The sequence below is a fragment of the Microbacterium sp. BG28 genome, assembly GCF_034044005.1.
Lineage (GTDB): Bacteria > Actinomycetota > Actinomycetes > Actinomycetales > Microbacteriaceae > Microbacterium.
This window is the reverse complement of the sequence record NZ_JAXCHA010000003.1, coordinates 121,672-142,918: the sequence shown is the minus strand read 5'-3', so window position 1 is coordinate 142,918 and position 21,247 is coordinate 121,672. Positions and strand designations below refer to the sequence as shown.

19 protein-coding genes are annotated in these 21,247 nt (G+C 70.2%); 12 read left to right on the top strand and 7 right to left on the bottom strand.

Annotation, left to right across the window (positions count from 1 at the left end; all coding sequences use genetic code 11):
* Nucleotides 1-9 precede the first annotated feature (9 nt).
* The 7 genes from SK224_RS11830 to SK224_RS11800 all read right to left on the bottom strand — a co-directional run bounded on the left by SK224_RS11830 (nucleotide 10) and on the right by SK224_RS11800 (nucleotide 6,065).
* Nucleotides 10-363, bottom strand: coding sequence for a hypothetical protein (locus SK224_RS11830; RefSeq protein WP_320434878.1), 354 nt, complete (start codon nucleotides 361-363; stop codon nucleotides 10-12).
* Between the two features lie 44 nt (nucleotides 364-407).
* The gene (locus SK224_RS11825) at nucleotides 408-791 is read right to left on the bottom strand and encodes a hypothetical protein (protein ID WP_320434877.1); all 384 of its coding nucleotides are present in this window, start codon (nucleotides 789-791) and stop codon (nucleotides 408-410) included.
* Nucleotides 792-1,721: 930 nt separating this feature from the next.
* Entirely contained in the window at nucleotides 1,722-2,558 is an 837-nt protein-coding gene (locus SK224_RS11820; protein WP_320434876.1) for a PaaX family transcriptional regulator C-terminal domain-containing protein, read from the bottom strand.
* 7 nt (nucleotides 2,559-2,565) lie between these two features.
* Nucleotides 2,566-3,366, bottom strand: coding sequence for an ABC transporter ATP-binding protein (locus SK224_RS11815; RefSeq protein WP_320434875.1), 801 nt, complete (start codon nucleotides 3,364-3,366; stop codon nucleotides 2,566-2,568).
* A complete protein-coding gene (locus SK224_RS11810) occupies nucleotides 3,359-4,183 on the bottom strand; it encodes an ABC transporter permease (RefSeq protein ID WP_320434874.1) in 825 nt (274 codons plus the stop codon). Before SK224_RS11810 ends, SK224_RS11815 begins: the two co-directional genes overlap by 8 nt.
* On the bottom strand, nucleotides 4,180-5,019 hold the full coding sequence (locus SK224_RS11805) for an ABC transporter permease (RefSeq protein WP_320434873.1): 840 nt from the start codon (nucleotides 5,017-5,019) through the stop codon (nucleotides 4,180-4,182). The genes SK224_RS11810 and SK224_RS11805 overlap by 4 nt, the downstream gene beginning before the upstream one ends.
* A 59-nt stretch (nucleotides 5,020-5,078) precedes the next feature.
* Complete coding sequence (locus SK224_RS11800; protein ID WP_320434872.1) at nucleotides 5,079-6,065, bottom strand: ABC transporter substrate-binding protein; 987 nt, start codon at nucleotides 6,063-6,065, stop codon at nucleotides 5,079-5,081.
* A gap of 256 nt (nucleotides 6,066-6,321) precedes the next feature.
* Here SK224_RS11800 and SK224_RS11795 point away from each other — a divergent pair, with 256 nt between their 5' ends.
* The 12 genes from SK224_RS11795 to SK224_RS11740 all read left to right on the top strand — a co-directional run bounded on the left by SK224_RS11795 (nucleotide 6,322) and on the right by SK224_RS11740 (nucleotide 21,237).
* Nucleotides 6,322-8,568, top strand: coding sequence for an ATP-binding protein (locus tag SK224_RS11795; protein WP_320434871.1), 2,247 nt, complete (start codon nucleotides 6,322-6,324; stop codon nucleotides 8,566-8,568).
* Nucleotides 8,569-8,765: 197 nt separating this feature from the next.
* Nucleotides 8,766-10,265, top strand: a complete 1,500-nt coding sequence (locus SK224_RS11790) for an aldehyde dehydrogenase family protein (RefSeq protein WP_320434870.1) — start codon at nucleotides 8,766-8,768, stop codon at nucleotides 10,263-10,265.
* On the top strand, nucleotides 10,262-11,359 hold the full coding sequence (locus tag SK224_RS11785; RefSeq protein ID WP_320434869.1) for an NAD(P)-dependent alcohol dehydrogenase: 1,098 nt from the start codon (nucleotides 10,262-10,264) through the stop codon (nucleotides 11,357-11,359). The genes SK224_RS11790 and SK224_RS11785 overlap by 4 nt, the downstream gene beginning before the upstream one ends.
* Nucleotides 11,360-11,432: 73 nt before the next feature.
* Nucleotides 11,433-12,206 carry an IclR family transcriptional regulator gene (locus tag SK224_RS11780; protein WP_320434868.1) on the top strand — a complete coding sequence of 258 codons (774 nt, stop codon included), beginning with the start codon at nucleotides 11,433-11,435 and terminating at the stop codon, nucleotides 12,204-12,206.
* Between the two features lie 133 nt (nucleotides 12,207-12,339).
* Nucleotides 12,340-13,362: an amidohydrolase family protein gene (locus tag SK224_RS11775; protein WP_320434867.1), complete on the top strand. Its 1,023-nt coding sequence runs from the start codon at nucleotides 12,340-12,342 to the stop codon at nucleotides 13,360-13,362.
* 49 nt (nucleotides 13,363-13,411) lie between these two features.
* Nucleotides 13,412-14,431 (top strand): ABC transporter substrate-binding protein, encoded by a 1,020-nt coding sequence (locus SK224_RS11770; protein ID WP_320434866.1) that lies wholly within the window; start codon nucleotides 13,412-13,414, stop codon nucleotides 14,429-14,431.
* A gap of 42 nt (nucleotides 14,432-14,473) precedes the next feature.
* Entirely contained in the window at nucleotides 14,474-15,289 is an 816-nt protein-coding gene (locus SK224_RS11765; protein WP_320434865.1) for an ABC transporter permease, read from the top strand.
* Complete coding sequence (locus tag SK224_RS11760; RefSeq protein WP_309733700.1) at nucleotides 15,286-16,113, top strand: ABC transporter permease; 828 nt, start codon at nucleotides 15,286-15,288, stop codon at nucleotides 16,111-16,113. The genes SK224_RS11765 and SK224_RS11760 overlap by 4 nt, the downstream gene beginning before the upstream one ends.
* A 9-nt stretch (nucleotides 16,114-16,122) precedes the next feature.
* Nucleotides 16,123-16,929, top strand: coding sequence for an ABC transporter ATP-binding protein (locus SK224_RS11755; protein ID WP_320434864.1), 807 nt, complete (start codon nucleotides 16,123-16,125; stop codon nucleotides 16,927-16,929).
* Nucleotides 16,926-18,437 (top strand): aldehyde dehydrogenase family protein, encoded by a 1,512-nt coding sequence (locus SK224_RS11750; RefSeq protein ID WP_320434863.1) that lies wholly within the window; start codon nucleotides 16,926-16,928, stop codon nucleotides 18,435-18,437. Before SK224_RS11755 ends, SK224_RS11750 begins: the two co-directional genes overlap by 4 nt.
* Nucleotides 18,434-20,188 (top strand): thiamine pyrophosphate-requiring protein, encoded by a 1,755-nt coding sequence (locus tag SK224_RS11745; protein ID WP_320434862.1) that lies wholly within the window; start codon nucleotides 18,434-18,436, stop codon nucleotides 20,186-20,188. Before SK224_RS11750 ends, SK224_RS11745 begins: the two co-directional genes overlap by 4 nt.
* Entirely contained in the window at nucleotides 20,185-21,237 is a 1,053-nt protein-coding gene (locus SK224_RS11740; RefSeq protein WP_309733707.1) for an amidohydrolase family protein, read from the top strand. The genes SK224_RS11745 and SK224_RS11740 overlap by 4 nt, the downstream gene beginning before the upstream one ends.
* The last annotated feature ends 10 nt before the right edge of the window (nucleotides 21,238-21,247 follow it).

Here is a 21,247-nt window from a genome sequence, read left to right as displayed (position 1 = left end):
GGCTCGGACTCAGCGCTGCTCTCGCCCAGGCTCCTGGTCGATCGCGTCTGCCAGCGGATCGACGGGCAGTGCGCCTCCGATCTGCGACGTGGGCTTCGTGTCGCGATGCGGGTGCGTCGGGGCGGTGCGACCCAGGTACGCGTCGCTGTAGGGGTCGGATGCGTAGAGAGCCTCGCTCTCGACCTTCTTCCTACGGCGGGGTCGGAGCGAGAGGAGTGACACCGCGCCCAGAGCAAGGACCGCGCCGAGGATCACCGCCCACAGCGGGATCCGCCACGCGAAGGCGATGGATGCCCAGTACAGGCCGAAGCCGCCGAGGACGATCGCGGCGATGAGCGCCCGCCGCCAGCGATAGAGCGCCATGTTCCACGGTAACCCGCCATCGGCGAGGTGACCAGGGGGTCTGCTCAGCCCTCGCGCCGATCTAGAAGCACGAGCACGGCCGACGCTGCGGCCGGGTCGTCGACATAGACCTGTGCGGCGTACGCCCCCGCATCCGGCAGCTGGATCTCGGCGAGCTCGCCCGAGAGGAAGCTTCCGAAACGCACCGACCTCGTCGGCAGGGACAGAGTGCGCTCGAACACCTTCTCGCCCTGTGGTGCCACCTCGTCGACCAGTACACGCACTGTGACGTCTCCGGCGAGGTCCTCTCGAGTCGCCACCATGATCGCGGAGTCGGTTGCAACGGCCGGCTCCTCACCCGTCACCCACTCCGGAAACTCCGCACCCTCCGAGGCGAACAGCACGACCTGCGCGTTCAGTGGCGTCACCGTGATCTCGGACTCGCTCATCACTCCTCCTCCCGCATGGTCAGGCTACTGTCCTCGGGCGCGGCTCAGCCGCATCGGACACCACCCGCAACACAGGGCACCGACCCGGCCGACTCCGCCTGCGCTGTGCAGCAGACCCGCGGCCCGGCCGCCCCCGGACTCACGCGGCGGGCGGGGCATTCGTCTGATGCGCGCCGGATGCCGGCCCTCAGAACGGTGGAATCAGGAACAGATCATGAGAGCTGATGCGGTGCTTCCCGTCACGCATCTCCCGCGGTCCGAGCCACCTCAGCGGTGACCTGAACAACGGACGAAACAGGACCCTTTGAAAGAAGACGCCCTCATTGAAGACCAGCCACCCCAAGAACGCCCCCAGCCGAATGGGACGCGGGAACGTGAAGGGAACGAAGACCAGCCACGCGACGAAGCCCACCGGAACCAGTACCCAGAGAGTGAGGCTGTGCACAAGGACAACGATCATCGCGGCGATCTTCGAGTTCTCCGACCACACGAGAAGCCCCCTGGTTCGACAGCCGGGCGGATGCCGGTGCCGCAATGGTGTCACTTCTCCCGCATCCGACGGCGCACTCCGCGCCCCAACTCCTGCAAAACCGGCCACCAGCACCCGGGCAACCCACCACCTGGCAGGCCCTGCAGGAGTTCCGGCAAGACGCAGCCAGAACCGACACCACCGACAGCACCCCATCCCGCCCCGACCGGTTCCGACTGAGCCGTGCCACAGACCCGTTGTGCCCACCGCACACCCGACCCAAACTCCTGCAGAACCGACCACCGACCCCCGATGAACCCCGAGCCGGCCGCGGTCTGCAGGAGTTCGGGCACAACTCAGCCAGAACCAGCCCCGTCGACAGCACCACGCACCGACCCGGGCCGTCCTGGCTGAGCTGTGCTGCAGACCGGCAGACCCGCGGCCCGCACCGACGCCGGGCGTCAGTGGCCGGGGAGGGCGGCGGTCAGCGCGTCCGCGGCGGCCGCCGACCAGGCGGCCCGGCGGGCGCGGTAGATCTCCGTGGTGCGCTGGGCGGGCCAGTCCTCACCGAGGTAGTCGAACGGCAGGCGCGGGTCGCTGCGCAGCAGCTCCAGCCAGTCGGCGACGAGCATCGTCAGCGCCGCCAGCGGCGGGGCCTCGATCGTCTCGGCCGTGTTCCACTCCATGGCGAAGCGCTCGTGCGCGGCACGGATGCGGGCAAGATCCCACGCGGTGCGTGCGGCATCCGCCACCGGGAACGCGGCGAGGTCCCGCGCGCGGAACGCCATCACCGCGCCGGCCGGCAGCTCCTCCTTGAGGCCACCGAGGGCCGCGACCAGATCGACCTCTCCCGGGGCGATCCACAGTCCGTCGCGCACCGCGGCGAACCCCTCCCACGCGAGCGCGGCGCGCAGGCGGTGGCGGAGCGTGCGCTGGTCCTCCGGCACCGTGAAGGTCACGAGCGTCCATCCGCTGCCGACCGGATCGAACGGATGCGGCGAGTGCACGCGCTCGGACGCCTCTTCCAGCACCGCACGCCCCTGATCCGTGAGGGCGAACTCGACGCCCCGACCGACCCGCGCGCGGGAGAGCAGCCCGGTCACGGCCATCCGGTCCAGGGCCGCCCGCGTGGTCGGAGCCGCGACCCCCGCGCTCTCGAGTACGTCGAGATAGAAGCTCGCGCGCACGGGTCGGGAGATCCCGCGCTCGAGGAGTTCGCCCAGCAGGGCGAGCAGCAGGCGCTGCGGCGCACGCTGGGTCGCTTCGACCTCCCGCGAGAGGGATTGCACCGATGTCACCGACATATCATGCGGCCGGACGGACGGCCTCGCCGCGCTTGGCACGCTGGATCTGCTCGTACACGTGCGTGCGCAGCTCGGTGAAGCGTGGCAGCGCGCGCGTCGTGATCTGGTCGCGCTCGGGCGCGAGGTCGATCACGAGATCCTCCTGCACCCATGTCGGCGACTTCGAGAGCACGACGACGCGCTCGCCGAGGTAGACCGACTCGTCGATGTCGTGGGTCACGAACAGGATCGACATGCCGCGCTCCAGGTGCAGGCGCCGCACGAGGTCCTCCAGGTCGGCGCGCGTCTGCGCATCGACGGCCGCGAACGGCTCGTCCATGATGAGCACCTCGGGCTGGTAGGCGACGGCGCGCGCGATCGCGACGCGCTGCTGCATGCCGCCGGACAGCTGCCACGGGTAGCTGTCGGCGGCGTGGTCGAGACCGACAGCGAGCAGCGCGTCGTCGATGAGCGCGTTGCGCTCGCTCTTCGAGAGCTTCTTGTGCTTCAGCGGCAGCTCGACGTTGCCGCGCACCGTCAGCCACGGATACAGGCTGCGCCCGTACTCCTGGAACACGAGTGCCATGTTGGGCGGCGGCGCCGTGACCTGCTGGCCGTCGAGCACGACGCTTCCCGCGGTGGGGCGCAGCAGACCCGAGATGCACTTGAGCAGCGTCGTCTTGCCGCATCCCGACGGGCCGACGATGCACACCAGCTCGCCCCGGCGCATCGAGAAGTCGATGTCGCCGATCGCTTCCACGACGCCCGTCGAGGACTCGTAGACCTTCTTCAGGTGTTCGACCTGCAGGAGCGTCTCAGGCACGCTCGACCTCCTTGATTCCGTGGTACCAGCGCAGGATCCTGCGCTCGACGATGGTGAAGATGACCGACAGGACGATGCCGACCAAGCCGAGCAGCACGATGCCGCTCCACATTTCCGCGATGAGGTAGTTGCGCTGGAAGTAGGCGATCTGGAACCCGAGGCCCGATGAGGAGAAGAACATCTCGGAGATCACCATCATGATCAGCGCGACCGACAGCGTCTGACGCACCCCCGCCATGATGCGCGGGCTCGCCGCCGGCAGCACCAGCGAGAACAGACGCTCCGCGGGAGTAAGCGAGAACGACTTGGCCGTCTCTGTCATGACCGAGTCCGTGCCGCGCACGCCGTCGACGGTGTTCAGCAGGACGGGCCACAACGATCCGAAGACGATCACGACGATCTTCATGTTGTCGGTCACGCCCAGCAGAGCCACGAAGACCGGGATCAGCACGGGCGGTGGGATCGCGCGGAAGAACTCCAGCATCGGCTCGGCCAGCTCGCGCAGCCACCGCGTGAGGCCGATGAGGGTTCCGACGGCGACGCCGATCACGATCGCCAGCACGATCGCGAGGGCCAGGCGCGTCAGGCTCGGCACCACGTCCGTGAGGAACGCCGGCCCGACCCAGGTCTTGACGAAGGCCTCGGCGATCCGCCCCGGCGCGGGGAAGAACTTGCCCGGAGCCACGGTGCCCCACACTCCCCAGATGATCAGCAGGACGATCGGGAGGGCGAGCGCGTACGCCGTGCTCGTGGCCAGCCGCGCCCAGACGCGCGGCGCGCGCGGCGGCGTGCGGACGGTGCTCGTGTACAGAGTCACAGCACTTCCTCCCCTCGCACCGACTGGTGCCAGGCGAGCGCGCGGCGCTCGAGCACACGGAAGACGAGATTGATGATGAGGCCGAGCAGACCCGTCACGATCACGACGGCGTAGACCGTGGCGATGTTGCCGTTGCTGGCCGCCTTGATGATCACCTGACCGAGACCCGGGTTGCTGATCGTCATCTCGGCGGTGATGGCCAGGATGAGGGCGACGGATGCGGCGAGCCGCAGCCCGGTGAAGATGTAGGGGAGCGCGGTGGGCAGCACGAGCGAGCGCAGCTGCGCGGCGCGCGTGAGGCCGTAGCTGCGCGCGGTGTCGCGGGCGACCGTGTCGATGTCGGCGACGCCGTAGAGCACCTGCACGAAGACCTGCCAGAAGCAGGCATACACGATGATCACGAGCGCGGCCGGGATCTGGATGCCGTAGGTCAGGATCGCCAGCGGGATGAGGGCGACCGAGGGGATGGGGCGCAAGAACTCCACCGTGGTGTTGGTTCCCCGCCGCAGCATCGGGACGAGACCGATGAGCCCGCCCAGGAGGATGCCGAGGACTGAGGCGATCGCGAGACCGATCGCCCATGCGGTCAGAGTGCGCCCGACGTTGCGCCAGAACTCGAGGTCGCCCGCCATCGTGCCGAGGCGCGTGAAGGTGTCGACCGCCGAGGGCAGCTGCGAGGGGTTGATGAGCCCGGCAGCGGAGACGAGCTGCCAGGCGCCGAGGAACATGACGACACCGAGCAGTCCGAGCAGCGGAGCCCGGAACGAGCGTCGGCGTCGACGACGCGGTACGACGACCGTCGACGTGTGCACCGGCGCAGGCGGAGCGAGGGTCATGGGGGGCCTTCCGGAGGGGATGCGGGGGATGCGGCGCGTGCCGCATCCCCCGCTCGGGATCACTGCGGCTGGATCAGCTTCGTGAAGTCGGGCTCTGCGTCGATGTACTTGTACTGCACAGCGAGGGCTGCGAGCTTCTCGATGCCGGCGTCGCCGAGGTCGGAGGTGAAGTTCGGCAGGGTGATGCTGGCCGCTGCGGCCTCCGGGATCTCGAGGTTCTTTACGATCGCGGCGCGCACGGCGTCCTCGTTGTCGGTCGCGTACTGCTGCGCCTCGGCCATCGCCGCCGCGTAGTCGGCGACGAGCTGCGGGTCGGCGTCGATCTTCTCCTGCGTGGTGAAGTTGGTCAGCACCGTCAGTCCGGGGATGGTGGCCTGGTAGGGCGAGACGACGTCGACGCCACCGCCGGAGACGATGAGCCCGCGGAAGGGGTCGGGCACCCAGCCGGCATCGATGTTGCCCGCTTCGAGCTGAGCCTTCACGTCCGGGAAGGCGACCTCGACGAACTGGATGGTGGACGAGTCGCCGCCGGCGTCGTCGACGGCCTTGCGGATGGTGAGGTCACCGGCGGCGCCGATGCTGTTCACCGAGACGCGCTTGCCGGCGAGATCGGCAGGGCTCGTGATGCCCGAGTCGCCGAGGGCGACGACGGAGTTGACGTCTGCGCCGTCGGCGTGGCTGGAGGCGTAGTTGCTGAAGATCACGACGCCGAGATCCTGCAGAGCGGCGCGGATCGGGCCCATGGGCTGCCCGATCGCGAAGTCGATGTCGCCGCTGAGCAGCGCGGGGATCGCCTGCGCGCCGCCCTGGGCGGGGACGACCTCGACGTCGAGGCCGTGGTCTTCGAAGATGCCCGCGTCGATGGCCGCCCACAGGGCGCCCGTCTCGGCGATGGGGAGAGCTGCGACGCGCACCTGGCGCATCTCGCCCCCTCCTGCGGTGGAGTCGCCCGAGGGGGACGTGGCGGGCGCGGCGGAATCAGTGCAACCGGACAGGGTCAGAGCGGCCACGGCTGCGAGAGCGACGGCGGCAAGGGTCTTCTTCATCGAAGTGCCTCTCAGTGACGGGTAAGCAGGACGCCAACGCGAAGCATCCGTCACGCGGAGTCAGCACCTCGAGCCCCCGACGCGTCGGCACCGCAGCGTGCTGACCCCCTCATGGTGCGGGGTTCAGCGGGTGAAAGTCAAGAGAATCGTGACGCCCGTTTGCGTTTCGTTGAATCCGTGTCGGTCGTCAGTTCATGTTTTCCCGAGCCCGCTCCATTCAGCGGGATGCATAATCGGTGCAGACGAAGGGGTCTGGATGATCGCCGAGCCGCGCAGCGAGTTCGTGGGCCGCAGAGTCGAGCTCGACACGATCGGCACGCTGCTGCGCACTGGCCGTCTGGTGACGCTCACGGGCGTGGGCGGCGTCGGGAAGACGCGTCTGGCGGCGCGGGCAGCCAACGAGTTCGCCGCCGCAGCCGGGGTGACCACCTGGTTCGTCGGATTCGACAGTCTCCAGGATGCGCGGCGCGTTCCCCTCGCCGTCGCGCGGGCTCTACCCCTCGGTGAGCACTCCGCCCGCGACCCGCTCGACTTCCTCGCAGACGTCCTCTCCGACACGCCGTCTCTGGTCGTGCTCGACAATTGCGAGCACCTCATCGACGCGGTGGCGGCGTTCGCCGACGAACTCCTGGATGCGGTTGCGCGACTGACCATCCTCGCGACGAGCCGGCGCCGGCTCGACGTCGACGGCGAGCGGGTCTTCGCCGTGCCACCGCTGTCGCTCACCGACGACGCCTCTCACCCTTCCGACGCCCTCGCCCTGCTGCTGGCGCGTGCGCGCGCCGCGGATGCATCTTTCGCCCTGTCCGAGCAGGAGCACCCGGTGGCGGAGGAGCTCTGCCGCGCGCTCGACGGGTTGCCGCTCGCGATCGAACTGGCGGCGACCCGGTTGCGCTCGCTGCCGCTGTCCGAGCTCAACGGACGCCTGTCGTCGCGCTTCACACTGCTGCGGGCCGCCTCCCGCTCCGCCGTCGCTCGTCAGCGCACGCTCGGAGCGGTCGTCGACTGGAGCTATGAACTGTGCACGCCCGAGCAGCGCCGGGCGTGGGAGGCCCTGAGTGTCTTCCGGGGCCCCTTCGATCTCGCGGCCGCGGCATCGGTGGCGGAGCTCACCGAAGCTGCGATCGTGGATGTGGTCGACGATCTGGTCACGCAATCGGTCATCGAGGCCGACCGCGAGAGCGGGCGCTTCCGCATGCTCGAGACCATCCGCGCCTACGGACGCCAGCGCGCGGAAGAGAACGGCGTGTGGCCGCTTCTGCTGCACCGCCATCTGGCCCACTACCGCCGCCTCGCCGACGCCGCCGACGCACGGTGGTACGGCCCCGACCAATCGCGCATCATCGCGGCCCAGCGCGCCGACCGGGCCGAGCTGCACGCGGCGCTCAGCACCGCGACGACGGTGGGGGCGGACACGGCGCTCGCGCTGTTCGCCGCGCTGCGCTACCACTGGGGCGTCGGAGGGTTCCTGCCCGAGGGGCGCGCGTGGGCGACGCGTGTGCTGGCGCTGCCCGGCGCCGGCGCGGTGCCGCGGATGCGGGGCTCCATCACGGCGGCATGGCTGTGCCTGCTGCAGGGAGATCTGGACGAGGCCGACATCCATCTCCGCGCCGCCGAGGCACTGCTTGCGTCCGTTCCAGAACCGGACCGCGGCGTGTTCACGGTCGAGTTCCAGCGGTGGCGTGGGACCCACGCCCTGTTCTCGGGAGATCCGGCGGCGGCCGTGATCGACTTCGAGCGCTCGATCGGCGACGCCCTCGGCGCGGGTCTGGCCGAGGAGGCGCTGCTCGCACAGTTCCAGCTCACGACGGCACGAAGCCACCTCGGCGAGCGAGGTGCGGGAACCTCGGCCGAGGCGGCCGTGCGACACAGCGAGGCGATCGGCGAGATGTGGATGCGCTCACTCGCGCTGTGGTCTCTGGCGCTGGCGGCTTTCTGCGACGGTGAGCTCGATCTCGCGGAGGCGCAGGCGCGGCAGTCGCTGCGGGCGGAGGACGGCATCGATGATCCGGTCGGGGACTGCCTCGTGCTCGAGTTGCTGAGCTGGATCGACGCGGCACGCTCGCCCACCGAGCGCTCCGCCGTGCTGCTCGGGGCGGCCCGCAGCCGCTGGCGCCGCGTCGGCTCCGACATCGCGGTGCACGGCCCGCAGATGGCGGCCCACCACGAGCGATGCGTCGCCCAGGTGCGCGCACGCCTCGGCGGCCGCGCGTTCGAGCGCGCCGCCGCCGTCGGGGAGCGCCTGACCCCGGCGGAGGCGGTGTCGTTCGCGGCATCCGCCCGCGGCGCTGCGGGCGGACTCAGCGAGCGGGAGCGAGAGGTCGCCGCCGGCATCCACGAGGGGCTCAGCAATCGCGAGATCGCCGATCGACTCGTGCTGTCGGTGCGTACCGTCGATACGCACGTGCAGCGCATCCTCACCAAGCTCGGCTTCGGCTCCCGTGCGCAGATCGCGGCGTGGTTCGAGTCCACCCGGGCGGCGGTCACGGGCGAGGTTACGTAGTTCTACGGATACCGCGACTCCGAGCGCCGATCGACACTGAGCGTCAGACATCGTCGTCACGGAGCCGTCGCCGCGCGCCGACTCCCCGGATCAAGGAAGACCGGAACATGAGCCAGAACCCGTGTGCGCTCCCCCCGGAGGACTCGCCGGGCTTCGTCGACGCACGTGCCTGACCTCACCCACCGAAGGAGCACCTCATGACCCTCACCCATCCCGCATCCACCGTCGCCGGCACCGGCGAGCGCACACGGGGGCAGCTGTTCATCGGCGGCGTCTGGCGCGACGCCTCCGACGGCGCCGTCATGGATGTCGTCTCCCCCGCCACCGGCCGCAAGGTGGGCGAAGTCGCTCGGGCCACCACCGCCGACGTCGATGACGCGGTCGGCGCTGCGCGGGCCGCTTTCGATTCCGGCGTCTGGTCCCGTCTGTCGAGTCGGGAACGCGCCCGCATCCTGCAGCGCGCGTACGCGCTCATGCGCGAGCGAACGGAGGAGCTCGCGCAGGCGGAGAGCCTGGATGTCGGTAAGCCCATCACGTTCGCGCGCATCATCGACGTCAACAACGCCGCGGAACTCTACGAGTTCTACGCGAGCCTCGGCCACCATCTCGACGGCGACGTACGAGAGACGACCGGCAACACCCACGCCTATGTGAAGCGGGAGCCGATCGGAGTGGTCGCGGCCATCACGCCGTTCAACTTCCCTCTCATCCTCTCCAGCTCCAAGATCGCTCCCGCCCTGATCGCCGGCAACACGATCGTCCACAAGCCCGCGAGCGACACCCCCCTCTCCGCCCTCATGATCGCCGACATCCTGCAGGAGGCGGGCGTGCCGGACGGCGTCTTCAACGTCGTCACGGGTCCCGGCGCATCCCTCGGCGACCACTTGGTCGGCCACCCGGAGGTCGACAAAGTCGCCTTCACCGGATCCACCGAGATCGGCGCCCACGCGGCGGCGATCGCCGGGCGCACGCTGAAGCCGTTCACGGCCGAGCTCGGCGGCAACGCGGCCAACATCCTGTTCGCCGATGCGGACCTGAACAGCGCGATCAACACGGTGATCTCGGCATTCGTGTTCAACTCCGGACAGTTCTGCATGGCGGGCCCGAGGCTCCTCGTTCAGCGCCCGCTCTACGACACGGTGCTGGGCATCCTCGCCGATGCTCTTCCCCATGTGCCGTTCGGCGACCCGACGGATGAGGGGACCGTCATCGGTCCGCTCACCAGCGCCACCCAGCTCGAGAAGGTGGCGGCGATGGTGGAGCGCGCTCGCCGGGCGGGAGCGCGCATCGTCACGGGCGGCGAGCGCGCCGATCTCGGCGGCGGCTTCTTCTACCGCCCGACCGTGATCGCCGACGTACCGAACGACGCGGAGGTCGTGGCCGAGGAGGTCTTCGGCCCCGTCCTGACCGTCCAGCCCTTCGACACCGAGGATGAAGCCATCGTCCTCGCCAACTCGACGCCGTACGGCCTGGCCTCCGGCATCCAGACCGCCGACCTCGCCAAGGCGCACCGCGTGGCCGCGCGCCTGGATGCGGGCATCACGTGGGTCAACGGCTGGGCGCTGCTCGATCCCTCCGTACCGTTCGGCGGCGTCAAGGCCTCCGGCTGGGGGCGCGAGAACGGACCCGAGGCGATGGCCTCGTACCAGCGCACCCATTCGATCGTCTTCAACCTCGAGACGGGAGCATCGGCGTGACCGCGGGCCGCGCGGCTGTTCTCCAGGATGGCGCGCTGCGCGTCGAGGATGTGGAGTACGGGGCACCGGGCCACGGCGAGGTACTCGTGCGGCTCGTCGCGACGGGGTTGTGCCATACGGATCTCGGCGTGATCGCCGGCGGCATCCCGTTCCCCTCGCCCGGCGTCATCGGGCACGAGGGCGCGGGCGTCGTCGAACAGGTCGGGGCGGGTGTGGGCTCCGTGGCACCCGGCGACAAGGTGCTGCTGAGCTTCACCTCGTGCGGAGCGTGCAGCGGATGCGCGGGCGGGCATCCCGCCTACTGCGAGACCTGGCAGGTGCGGAACCTCTTCGGCATGATGCGCCCCGACGACTCGGGCACCATCACCCACGACGGCGTCCCGGTGGCCGGCCACTTCTTCGGGCAGTCCTCGTTCGGGACGTACGCGATCGCCGACGAACGCTCCCTCGTCGCGGTGGATGCGGACGCCGACCTCACCGTGCTCGCACCGCTCGGCTGCGGCATCCTGACCGGCTTCGGGTCGATGTGGAACGTGCTGGATCCGACCCCCGCCGACACGGTCGCCGTCTACGGCTCCGGCGCGGTCGGGCTGTCGGCGATCATGGCGGCGGTGCACCGCGAACCCGCCGCGCTCGTCGCGATCGACCTCGTCGACGAGCGACTCGCGCTCGCCCGGCGGCTCGGCGCGACCCACACGATCAACGCCGGCACCGAGGACGTCGCGGCCCGCCTCGCCGAGATCACCGGCGGGCACGGTATCGACCTGAGCTTCGACACGACCGCGAACCCCCGTGTGGCTCGAGGCGCGCTGGATGCCGCCGCCATCCGCGGCACGGTGCTCGTGTGCGGTGCACCCCCTCCCGGCACGGAGATCCCGGTGGATATTCAGGGGATCCTGACCGGGAAGGTGCTGCGTGGCGTGACGATGGGCGACACGCTGCCGCAGCAGCTCATCCCGGAACTCGCCCGTCTGCACGGCGCGGGCAGGTTGCCGCTGGAGCTGTTGGAGAAGACGTACACGCTCGACGAGATCGCGCAGGCTGTCGCCGACATGCACCGCGGCGTGACGGTCAAGCCGGTCATCGTCTACTGACACTCAAGCGCACGGATGCGGGCGCGCAACCGACAAGCCCGCCCGCATCCGCTGGCGCGCATACGATGTTCCGATGTCGATGACGACATCGGAACCACCTCCCCCACCCGCCCTCGCCTCGGTGGACCATGCGCTGCGCCTGCTGCTGCTGCTCGGCGACCGGCCTGAACTTCGCGTGACCGAGGCCGCCGCGCGCCTGGGCGTCGCCGCATCCACGGCACATCGTCTGCTGACGACCCTCGCCGCCCGTGGCTTCGTCACCCAGGACCGGATCTCGAAGGTCTACCGCGTGGGGCCGGCGCTGATCGAGATCGGGGTGCACAGCACCAGCTCCATCGACCTGCGCGCCGCCGGCGAGCCCCACCTCAAGGCACTCAGCCAGCGGATCTCCGAGACGGTCAATCTCCTGGTCCGACAGGGGGACTCCGTGCGCTTCGTCGCGGGCTTCGAGGCGGACCAGCAGGTGCGCACACAGGTGCTGACCGGCGCCCTGCTGCCCGCCTACGCCACGTCGGGAGGCAAGGTGCTGTTGGCCGAGCTGTCCCGCGAGGAGCTGCGCGCCCTGTACCCGCGGGGCCTGCGCCGGCTGACCCCGCACACGCGGACCTTCACCCAGCTCATGGCGGAGCTCCCGCTCGTGATGATGCGCGGCTTCGCCGTCAACGATCAGGAGAGCAGCGAGGGGCTGTCGGCGATCGCCGTGCCGCTGCGTGCTCGGGACGGACGCGCGATCGCCGCGGTGGCGATGTCCGCCCCCAGTGCGCGTCTGGGCGCGGAGCGGATGCGGGAGCTGGTCGTCGAGCTGCGCGCGTGCGCGTCGGCGATCCGCGGCGACCTGGCCCGGTGAGCCCCGCGCACCTGCCCGGATTCCGCAGGACGGAATCCGCCCCCGCGCGCCCTTGCCCGCTCCCGGCGACGAGGATTGGCTTGCTCGCGTTCCGGCCACGACGAGGTGAGCCGGCGAGAGAGGATCCGAGCCGATGAAGATCGACGCCTTCTGCCACCTGTTGCCGGCCGAGTACGCCAAGCGACTCTTCGCCATCGACGACAGCCCCGTGGCGCGCAACATCCAGAAGCGGGTGAGCGGTGTCCCTGCCCTCGTGGACATGGACGAGCGGTTCCGGATCATGGACGAGTTCGGCCCCGACTACCGGCAGATCGTGAACTCGGCGGCACCGCCGCTGGAGGATCTCGGACCCGCGGCGCGGACGGTGGAGCTCGCGCGGATCGCGAACGACGGGATGGCGGAGCTCACCCGGGACAACCCCGACCGCTTCGCCGGGTTCTGCGCCGCGGTGTCGCTCAGCGACGTCGACGCCGCGATCGCGGAGGCGGAGCGCGCCTTCGACGAGCTGGGCGCTGTGGGCGTCCAGATCTACACGCACGTCAACGGCGGCCCGATGGACCAGGAGCGGTTCTTCCCGTTCTACGAGGCGGTCGCCGCACGCGGCGACAAGATGATCCAGGTCCACCCCTGCCGCGACTCCAGCTGGTCGGACTACAAGACCGAGGCGCGCTCGAAGTTCGAGATCTGGTGGACGCTGGGTTGGGAGTACGACCTGTCGGCGTTCATGTCCCGGCTCGTGTTCTCCGGGGTCTTCGAGCGCCTGCCCGACATCAAGATCCTCATCCATCACGGCGGCGCGATGATCCCCCACTTCGCGGGCCGGATCGGGCCCGGCTGGGACCAGCTGGGCTCGCGCACCCCCGCCGATCAGGCGGAGGACATCGCGGGCTATCCCCTCACCGAGCGCCCCATCGACGCGTTCCGCCGCTTCTACGTCGACACCGCGTACTTCGGCGCCGGCGACGCGATGCGCACCGCCATCAAGTTCTTCGGCGTCGATCACACGCTCTTCGCCAGCGACACCCCGTTCGACCCCGAGAAGGGTCCCGGATACATCCGCTCCACGATCGCCAACCTCGAGGAGATGGACATCATCGACGACGCCGACCGGGCCGAGATCTACCACGGCAACGTGTCGCGTCTGCTGGGGCTGTAACACCCGCACCACCCGACCGAGCTTCCGCTCACACAGAAAGAGGCAGACAATGACGTTCCTGACCCTCCGCCGGACCGCCGCCCTGGCCGCGGCCGCACTCATGACCCTCTCGCTCGCGGCCTGCGCGGGCGCCGCCGAACCCGCGGGCGGTGACGAGACAGGCGCTCCGGAGAAGGCGAATCTGACCATCGCCATCAACCCGTCCTCGCAGTTCGCACCGCTGTACTACGGAATCGAGGAGGGCATCTTCGAGAAGCACGGGCTCACGCTCGAGATCACCCCGCAGACGGACGTCGCATCCATCGTCTCCGGTGTCGCCAGCGGAACCTACGACTTCGGTTTCGCCACCGTCGTCCACGTGCTCACCGCGAACGCGAACGGCATCCCGCTGCGCGCGGTGTCCACGATCGAGGGGCAGATCCAGCCCGACGACGAGGGGACGATCACGATCGCCTCGCCCACCTCCGGGATCACCGACTACGGCGATCTCGAGGGCAAGCGCGTGGCCACCGTGGGACTCTCGTCCCACAACACGCTGACGCTGTGGGAGCTGGCGAGCCGCGAGGGCGTGGATGCGGGCTCGATCGAGCTCGTGCAGATGCCCTTCGGCCAGATGGCGGCAGCCCTCGCCAACGGCGATGTCGACGCGGCGGTCATGCAGTGGCCGTTCGCGGCCGATGCGCTCTCGGCGGGCGGCGTGACGCTCGGCTACAACAACCGCGAGATCTTCAACGGCGCGGCGACGACGCTCTTCAACACGTCGCAGTCCTTCATCGACCAGAACCCGAAGACCGTGCGAGCGTTCTCGGACGCGATGATCGAGTCGATCGAAGGCGCATCGGCGAACGAGGATGCGGCCCGCTCCGCGCTGGAGAAGGGGATGGGCGTCACCGCCGCGCAGGCGGCCGCCGCGCGCTGGAACATCGGCGGCGACCCGCACCTGACGGTCACCGGATTCGAGACGGCGCGCGACCTGCTCGTCAAGTTCGGCACCGACCAGTCCCTGACCGACGCCCTGAAGAACCTGGACGTCGACTCGGTGGTCTGGCCCGGCGCGCTGGAGAACTGACGTGACGTCGCACTCCTTCCCCACCCGTGAGGGCGGCGGCGGATGAGGGGCGCAGCGCGCGAGCGCGGCCTCGCCGTAGTGCTGCCGCTGCTGGCCGTGGCGATCGTGCTCACCGCCTGGCAGCTGGCGACATCGACGGCACTGGTGAGTCCGACGCAGTTCCCGTCCATGACGGACTCGATCGCAGCTCTCCTGCAGGAGCTCACGACGGCGCGGCTGTGGTCCGCCGTGGGGGCGACGCTCATCGGCTGGTTCTTCGGCATGGTCATCACGATCACCCTGGGCCTGGTCGTGGGCACAGCGCTGGCACACAGCGACATCGCCCGCCAGAGCGCAGCACCCGTGATCGAGACCTTCAAGGCGATCCCCGCGATCGCCGTACTGCCGCTGGTGATCCTCGTCGCCGGCTCCACGCTGCCGATGAAGGTCTTCCTCATCTGCTTCGCCGCGTTCTGGCCGTTCGTCATCCAGGTGATCTACGGCGTGCGCTCGATGGATCCCGTCGTGGCGGACACCGCCAAGGCGCTCGGAGTGCGCGGCATCCGGCGTTTCCTCGTGGTCAGCATCCCGAGCGCGTCGCCGTACCTCGTCACCGGGATGCGGATCGCCTCGGCGCAGGCGCTCATCCTGGCGGTGGTGGCGGAGATCGTGGGCGGCGCCGCGGGCGTCGGGCGCAACATCCTGCTCGCCGAGAACGCCGGGGTGAGCGCCTACCCCACGATGTACGCGTACATCATCGTCGCGGGACTGCTGGGCATCGCCCTCACCGGAGCGTTCTTCCTCATCGAGAAGCGGTTGATGCACTGGCACGAGTCGCAGCGCAACATGCGGCTCGAGGCGAAGGGGGCGCGCGCATGAGCCGGCTCACCACCAGCACCGTTCCCGTGCCGCGCCGCCGCTCGGGTCCGTTCGCCTCCCGCCTCGTCGGGGTGCTGCTCGCGCTGTGGCTGCCCGTCGTCCTGATCGCGGTGTGGTGGTTCGTCTCGGCCGGCAGCACGTCGCCGTTCTTTCCTCCGCTGTCGCGGATCGTGCAGGAGACCTGGAACCAGTGGGTCGTCTACGGGGCGTGGACGAACCTCATCGCCAGCGTGCGGAACCTCGTCCTGGGCTACCTCGCGGGCGTCGTCATCGGTCTGGTCGGCGGCACCGTGCTGTGGCGGTGGCGACGGGTGCGCCAGGCGGCGAACCCGCTCATCTACTTCCTCTACGTCCTGCCCGCACCGGCTCTGCTTCCGGCGATGATCGCGATCTTCGGGATCGGCGAGATGCGGCAGATCGCGCTCATCGCATTGGGCTCCATCTGGCCCACGCTGTTGAACACGCTGGACGGCATGCGCGGGATCTCGGGCACGGCGTTCGACACCGCACGCGTGCTGCGCCTCGGCGGGATCCGCACGTTCTTCCGCGTGGTGCTGCCCGCCGCCGCACCGCAGATCGCGGCAGGGATGCGGGCAAGCCTGACGATCGCCATCGTGCTGATGGTCGTGAGCGAGATGGTCGCTGCCCGCTCGGGCATCGGCTACTTCATCCTGCAGGCACAGGCGGAGTTCGCGATCGTGAAGATGTGGACCGGCATCCTCGTCCTCGCGCTGCTCGGCACTGTCCTGAACTACCTCTTCGTCGTCGTCGAGCGCCGCGCGCTGCGCTGGTACTACCGCTCGCGGGCGGCGAACGGATCCTAAGGAGGATCGATGTCCCACCCCACATCCCCCGTGCCCGTCCTCGAGGTCGAAGGACTACGAAAGACCTACAACGAGGGCACCGATCAGGCCAACACCGCCGTCGCCGACGTCAGCTTCGAGGTCGCCAAGGGCGAGCTGGTCTGCATCGTCGGCCCCAGCGGCGCGGGCAAGACGACACTGCTGCGCTGCATCTCCGGGCTCGCCTCTCCCAGCGGCGGCGAAGTGCGCTTCGAGGGCGACCGCCTCACCGACGTGCCCGCCGAGCTCGGCCTCGTCTTCCAGGACTACAGCCGCTCGCTCTACCCCTGGATGACGAACGCGAAGAACGTCGCCATCCCTCTCGCCGCCCGCGGCGTGGGGCGACGAGAACGCGAGCGACGCGCGGAGGAGGTGTTGGAGAGCGTGGGCCTCGCGCACGTGGGCAAGAAGTACCCGTGGGAGCTGTCGGGAGGCATGCAGCAGCGGGTCGCCATCGCCCGCGCCCTGTCGTACCGTCCCGAGCTCCTCCTCATGGACGAGCCTTTCGCCTCGGTCGACGCGCAGACCCGGTTCGACCTCGAGGATCTCGTCCTGCGGGTGCGCAACGAACTCGGGATCACGGTCGTCGTCGTCACGCACGACATCGACGAGGCCATCTACCTGAGCGACCGGATCGTGGTGCTCTCGAAGAATCCGAGCGTGGTTCGCGAGGTCGTTCCGGTGCCCCTCGGTCGCACCCGCGACCAGGTGCGCACCCGCGCCAGTCAAGACTTCCTGGAACTTCGCGCGCATCTCCTCTCGCTCGTCATGCCGGCGTCCGCGGGGGCTCTCTCGTGAGCGGCCCCGGCATCGTCGCGGCGTTCCCCGTCGTCGACGCGCACAGCCCCGTCGAGCTCGGGCACCTCATCGACGCAGAGGAGCGCACGGGCGGTGCGCGCATCGAGGTGCGTAACCCCGCACGCGTCGCAGAGACCGTCGGCGTCGTCTTCGACGGCGGCGCGGCCGAGGTGACCGCGGCGGTGGATGCGGCGGCGCACGCGGCCGCATCCTGGTCCCGCTCCGACATCGCGGATCGCGAACGCCTGCTGCGCCGCGCCGCAGACGTGATCGACGAGCACGCCGATCGCCTGGCGGTCTTGACGGCCAGGGAGAACGGATCGCCGCTCGCGACCGTCCGCGCCGAGACCGGCGCCGCCGCGACCGTGTTCCGTGCCATCGCCGACGCCGTCGCCGAGCGCCTCGAACCAGAGCTGCATCGCCGCGGCGCCGACGACGCCTACGTGCGGGTCGAGCGCCGAGGATTCGGGGTGGTCGGCTGCATCGTGCCGTGGAACGCCCCGCTCGTGCTCACCGCCAACAAGATCGCGCCCGCGATCGCCGCCGGCAACGCCGTCATCGTCAAACCGTCGCCCACATCTCCGCTGGGGGTGACGGTGCTCGCGCGCCTCGTCGGCGCCGTCTTCCCCCCGGGTGTCGTGTCGGTGGTCAACGGGACGGCCGCCGCCGTCGAGGCCCTGATAGACGACCCGCGGGTCGGGAAGGTGTCGTTCACCGGGGGCGGACAGACCGCCCGCCACGTGCTGGCGCGGGCCGCGACCGCGCTGAAGCCCGTCCACCTGGAGCTGGGCGGCAACGATCCCGCCATCGTGCTGGCGGACGCGGACCTGGCGCGCACTGCGGAGGGGATCGTCGCCTCCGCGTACCGACGCGCCGGCCAGGTGTGCTTCGCGGTCAAGCGCGTCTACGTGGCGCGCGGGCAGCACGCGGAGCTCTCCGCGCTTCTGGCGGAGCGGATCGACGGGATGCGGGTGGGCGAGTCGCTGCATCCGGAGACGACGATGGGCCCACTCAACAACGCCGCACAGCTCGAGCGCGTGCGCGGGATCGTCGAACGCACCCGCGCGGCGGGCCGCGAGGTACGTGAGCTGGGCCGTCCGGTGTCGCAGGGCGACTGGGACGGCGGCCACTTCCTGCTCCCCCACCTCGTGACAGACGCGCGCCAGGAGGACGAGCTCGTGCGGGACGAGCAGTTCGGACCGGTGCTGCCGGTGGTCGCCTACGACGACGTCGCGCAGGCGGTCGCCTGGGCCAACGACACCCCCTTCGGCCTGGCTTCATCCGTCTGGTCGAGCGATCCTGCCGCGAGTGCGGCCGTGGCCCGCGACATCGAAGCCGGGGTCACCTTCGTGAACAGCCACCTGTTCTCGCCCGAAGGCTCGCGCTGGATCCCCTTCGGCGGCTGGAAGCAGAGCGGGATGGGCTGGGAGGGCTCGCCCCACGGGATCGACGAGTATCTCCGCTTCCACAGCGTCGACGGTCACGTCCTCACCGGACGTCGCTCATGACGACGACCGCCGCCGCCATGCTGGTGGACACCCTCCGCGCGGCCGGCGTCGAGCACGTGTTCGCCAACCTCGGCAGCGACCATCCGGCGCTCATCGAGGCGCTCGCCGCGGATCGCGCGCGCGGCGAGCGTGTCCCCCGGGTCATCGTCTGCCCGCACGAATACACGGCGCTGAGCGCCGCCCATGGCTATGCCCTCGCCACGGGACGCCCGCAGGCGGTCTTCGTCCACACGGATGTGGGAACGGCGAATCTCGGCGGCGCGGTGCACAACGCGGCCCGCGCTCGCGTGCCGGTCCTGATCTTCGCGGGACTCACGCCCTACACGCTCGAGGGCGAGGAGCAGGGGGGCCGTGACACCCACGTGACCTTCCTCCAGGACGTGCCCGACCAGCACGCGCTCGTGCGGCCGTATGCGAAATGGTCGTACGACCTGCGCACCGCGGCGAACGTTCCGCAGGTCGTGCTCCGCGCCCTGCAGCTCACGCGCAGCAGCCCGGCGGGCCCTGTGTATCTCACGGCCGCGCGGGAAGTGCTCGCCCAGAGAGCCACGGCTCCGGCGACCGCCGTCGAGCGCTGGCCGCGCATCGCACCCGCCGCCGCCGGCGCGGATGCCGTCCGTTCGGTCGTCGACGCGCTCGCGGGCGCCTCCCGCGCGACGATCGTCACGACCTCCGTGGGCCGGGACCGGGATGCGGTCGCCCGCCTCGTGACGCTCGCGGAGAGATGGGGCATCGGGGTCGTCGAGTACAACGCGGAGGTGCTGAGCTTCCCGCACGATCACCCCCTGCACCTGGGCGACACCCCCGCCGCAGCGGTGGAGGCATCCGACGTCCTGATCGCGCTGGACGCGGACGTCCCGTGGATCCCCGCCGCCGTGCACCCCGACCCCGACGCGCGCATCTTCGTGGTGGGCGACGACCCACTCCAGGAGCGCATCCCCCTCTGGTACCTGCCGGCCGAGGCGCTCATCCGCGCCGACGCGGTCACGTTCCTCGACCAGCTGCTGGAGCACACGCCCGATGCCGCTCAGGCGCACGCCGCCCGGACCCGCCGCGAGAGCGTGGCGGCCGAGGCCCGCCGCGCCCGCGCCGAGCGGGACGAACGCATCGCGGCGGACGTCGCCGAGCGGCGCCTGTCGGCGGGCAGCGTCGGCGCCGCCCTGTCGCGGCTGATCGACGCGGAGACGATCGTCGTCAACGAGGCCATCACGGCGGCGCCGGACATCTGGCGGTCCCTGCCTCGGACCCTGCCAGGCACGGTGTTCGGCAACCGGGGGACATCTCTCGGCTGGGCGGGCGGCGGGGCCCTCGGCGTCAAGCTCGCCGACCCCGGCCGACGCGTCGTCACCATCGTGGGCGACGGCACGTTCTACTTCAGCGCACCCTCCTCCGCCGCATCCGTCGCCGCCCGCTACGGACTCGCGACGCTCACCGTCATCCTCGACAACGGCGGCTGGAACGCAACCAGGCGCAACGCCGTGCGTCAGTATCCGGACGGCGTCGCCCAGCGCGATGAACGATTCTGGGTGGGGCTCGGCCGCGAGGCCGACCTGCCCGGTATCGCTCGCGCCGCGGGCGGCGGCTGGGCGGCCACCGTCACCGACTTCGACGACTTGGAGGACACCCTGCGCACGGCGCTCGGCCACGTCGACGGCGGCGTGGCGGCGACGGTCGCCGTCCGCCTGCCGGACATCTCCACGCACGACATCGACGAGCCGGCTGCCGCCGCAGAGAGGATCTCCCTTCCATGAACGCCGACGCACACCGCCCGCCGTATCTGCGCATCGCGACGGAGGAGGCCTGGGCGCCGCCCGAGGCGATCGCGCTGTACCGCGACCATCTCGCGCGCCGCGACCTGGACGACGTCGGCTTCAACAGCCTGATGGGCTACTTCCTGAACTCCCCTCACCCGCAGCCGCGCGCGGTCGTGGAGCGCCTGCAGGACGCGGCCGAGCGACGCATCGCCGACATGGATGCGACCGGCATCGACCACCAGGTGCTCGCCCTCACCTCGCCGGGAACCCAGGTGCTTCCCGCCGATGAGGCCGTGGCGCTGGCCGAGACCGCCAACGCACGGCTCGGTGAGATCTGCCAGGCGCGGCCGGAGCGCTTCTCCGGGCTGGGGACGGTGTCGTTCACGGATGCCGCGACGGATGTCGCGGCACTGCGCCGCGCGGTCGGGGAACACGGGCTGAAGGGCCTGATGCTGAACGATCACGTGCGCGGCGACCACCTCGACCATCCGCGTTTCGCGCCGCTGCTGCGTGAGCTGGAGGATCTCGACGTGCCGCTGTATCTGCATCCCGGCACACCCCCGAACGCCATGATCGCCCCCTATCGCGAGGCCGGGCTCGACGGCGCGATCCTCGGTTTCGGTGCCAGCGCAGGGCTCCATCTGCTCCGGATCATCACGTCGGGCGTCTTCGATCGCCATCCGCGTCTGCGGCTCGTGGTCGGGCACCTGGGCGAGGCGCTTCCGTTCTGGCTGCACCGCATCGATCACATGCATGCCAAGCAGGTCGCCTCCGGACGCTACGAGGCGATCAAGCCGCTCGCGCAGCGCCCCTCGGAGTACTTCCGCTCCCACATCTGGCTGACCACCTCGGGGATGCCCTGGGAGCCGGCGATCCTGTTCACCCGCGAGGTCACGGGTCCGGACCGTGTGATGTACGCGATGGACTATCCGTATCAGTTCGAGGCCGACGAGGTCGCGGCGCAGGACGCTCTGCCGATCTCGGATGCGGAGAAGGCCGACTTCTTCGAGAACACCGCACGCAGGGTCTTCAACCTGACCTTCTGACACGCGGATG

Bases quoted from the DNA above. Each gene is read 5' to 3' on its own strand.
- SK224_RS11740 (WP_309733707.1), top strand. From the start codon at position 20,185: ATGAACGCCGACGCACACCGCCCGCCGTATCTGCGCATCGCGACGGAG.
- SK224_RS11805 (WP_320434873.1), bottom strand. From the start codon at position 5,019: ATGACCCTCGCTCCGCCTGCGCCGGTGCACACGTCGACGGTCGTCGTA.
- SK224_RS11795 (WP_320434871.1), top strand. From the start codon at position 6,322: ATGATCGCCGAGCCGCGCAGCGAGTTCGTGGGCCGCAGAGTCGAGCTC.
- SK224_RS11770 (WP_320434866.1), top strand. From the start codon at position 13,412: ATGACGTTCCTGACCCTCCGCCGGACCGCCGCCCTGGCCGCGGCCGCA.
- SK224_RS11825 (WP_320434877.1), bottom strand. From the start codon at position 791: ATGAGCGAGTCCGAGATCACGGTGACGCCACTGAACGCGCAGGTCGTG.
- SK224_RS11765 (WP_320434865.1), top strand. From the start codon at position 14,474: ATGAGGGGCGCAGCGCGCGAGCGCGGCCTCGCCGTAGTGCTGCCGCTG.
- SK224_RS11790 (WP_320434870.1), top strand. From the start codon at position 8,766: ATGACCCTCACCCATCCCGCATCCACCGTCGCCGGCACCGGCGAGCGC.
- SK224_RS11780 (WP_320434868.1), top strand. From the start codon at position 11,433: ATGTCGATGACGACATCGGAACCACCTCCCCCACCCGCCCTCGCCTCG.
- SK224_RS11800 (WP_320434872.1), bottom strand. From the start codon at position 6,065: ATGAAGAAGACCCTTGCCGCCGTCGCTCTCGCAGCCGTGGCCGCTCTG.
- SK224_RS11830 (WP_320434878.1), bottom strand. From the start codon at position 363: ATGGCGCTCTATCGCTGGCGGCGGGCGCTCATCGCCGCGATCGTCCTC.
- SK224_RS11755 (WP_320434864.1), top strand. From the start codon at position 16,123: ATGTCCCACCCCACATCCCCCGTGCCCGTCCTCGAGGTCGAAGGACTA.
- SK224_RS11775 (WP_320434867.1), top strand. From the start codon at position 12,340: ATGAAGATCGACGCCTTCTGCCACCTGTTGCCGGCCGAGTACGCCAAG.
- SK224_RS11745 (WP_320434862.1), top strand. From the start codon at position 18,434: ATGACGACGACCGCCGCCGCCATGCTGGTGGACACCCTCCGCGCGGCC.
- SK224_RS11760 (WP_309733700.1), top strand. From the start codon at position 15,286: ATGAGCCGGCTCACCACCAGCACCGTTCCCGTGCCGCGCCGCCGCTCG.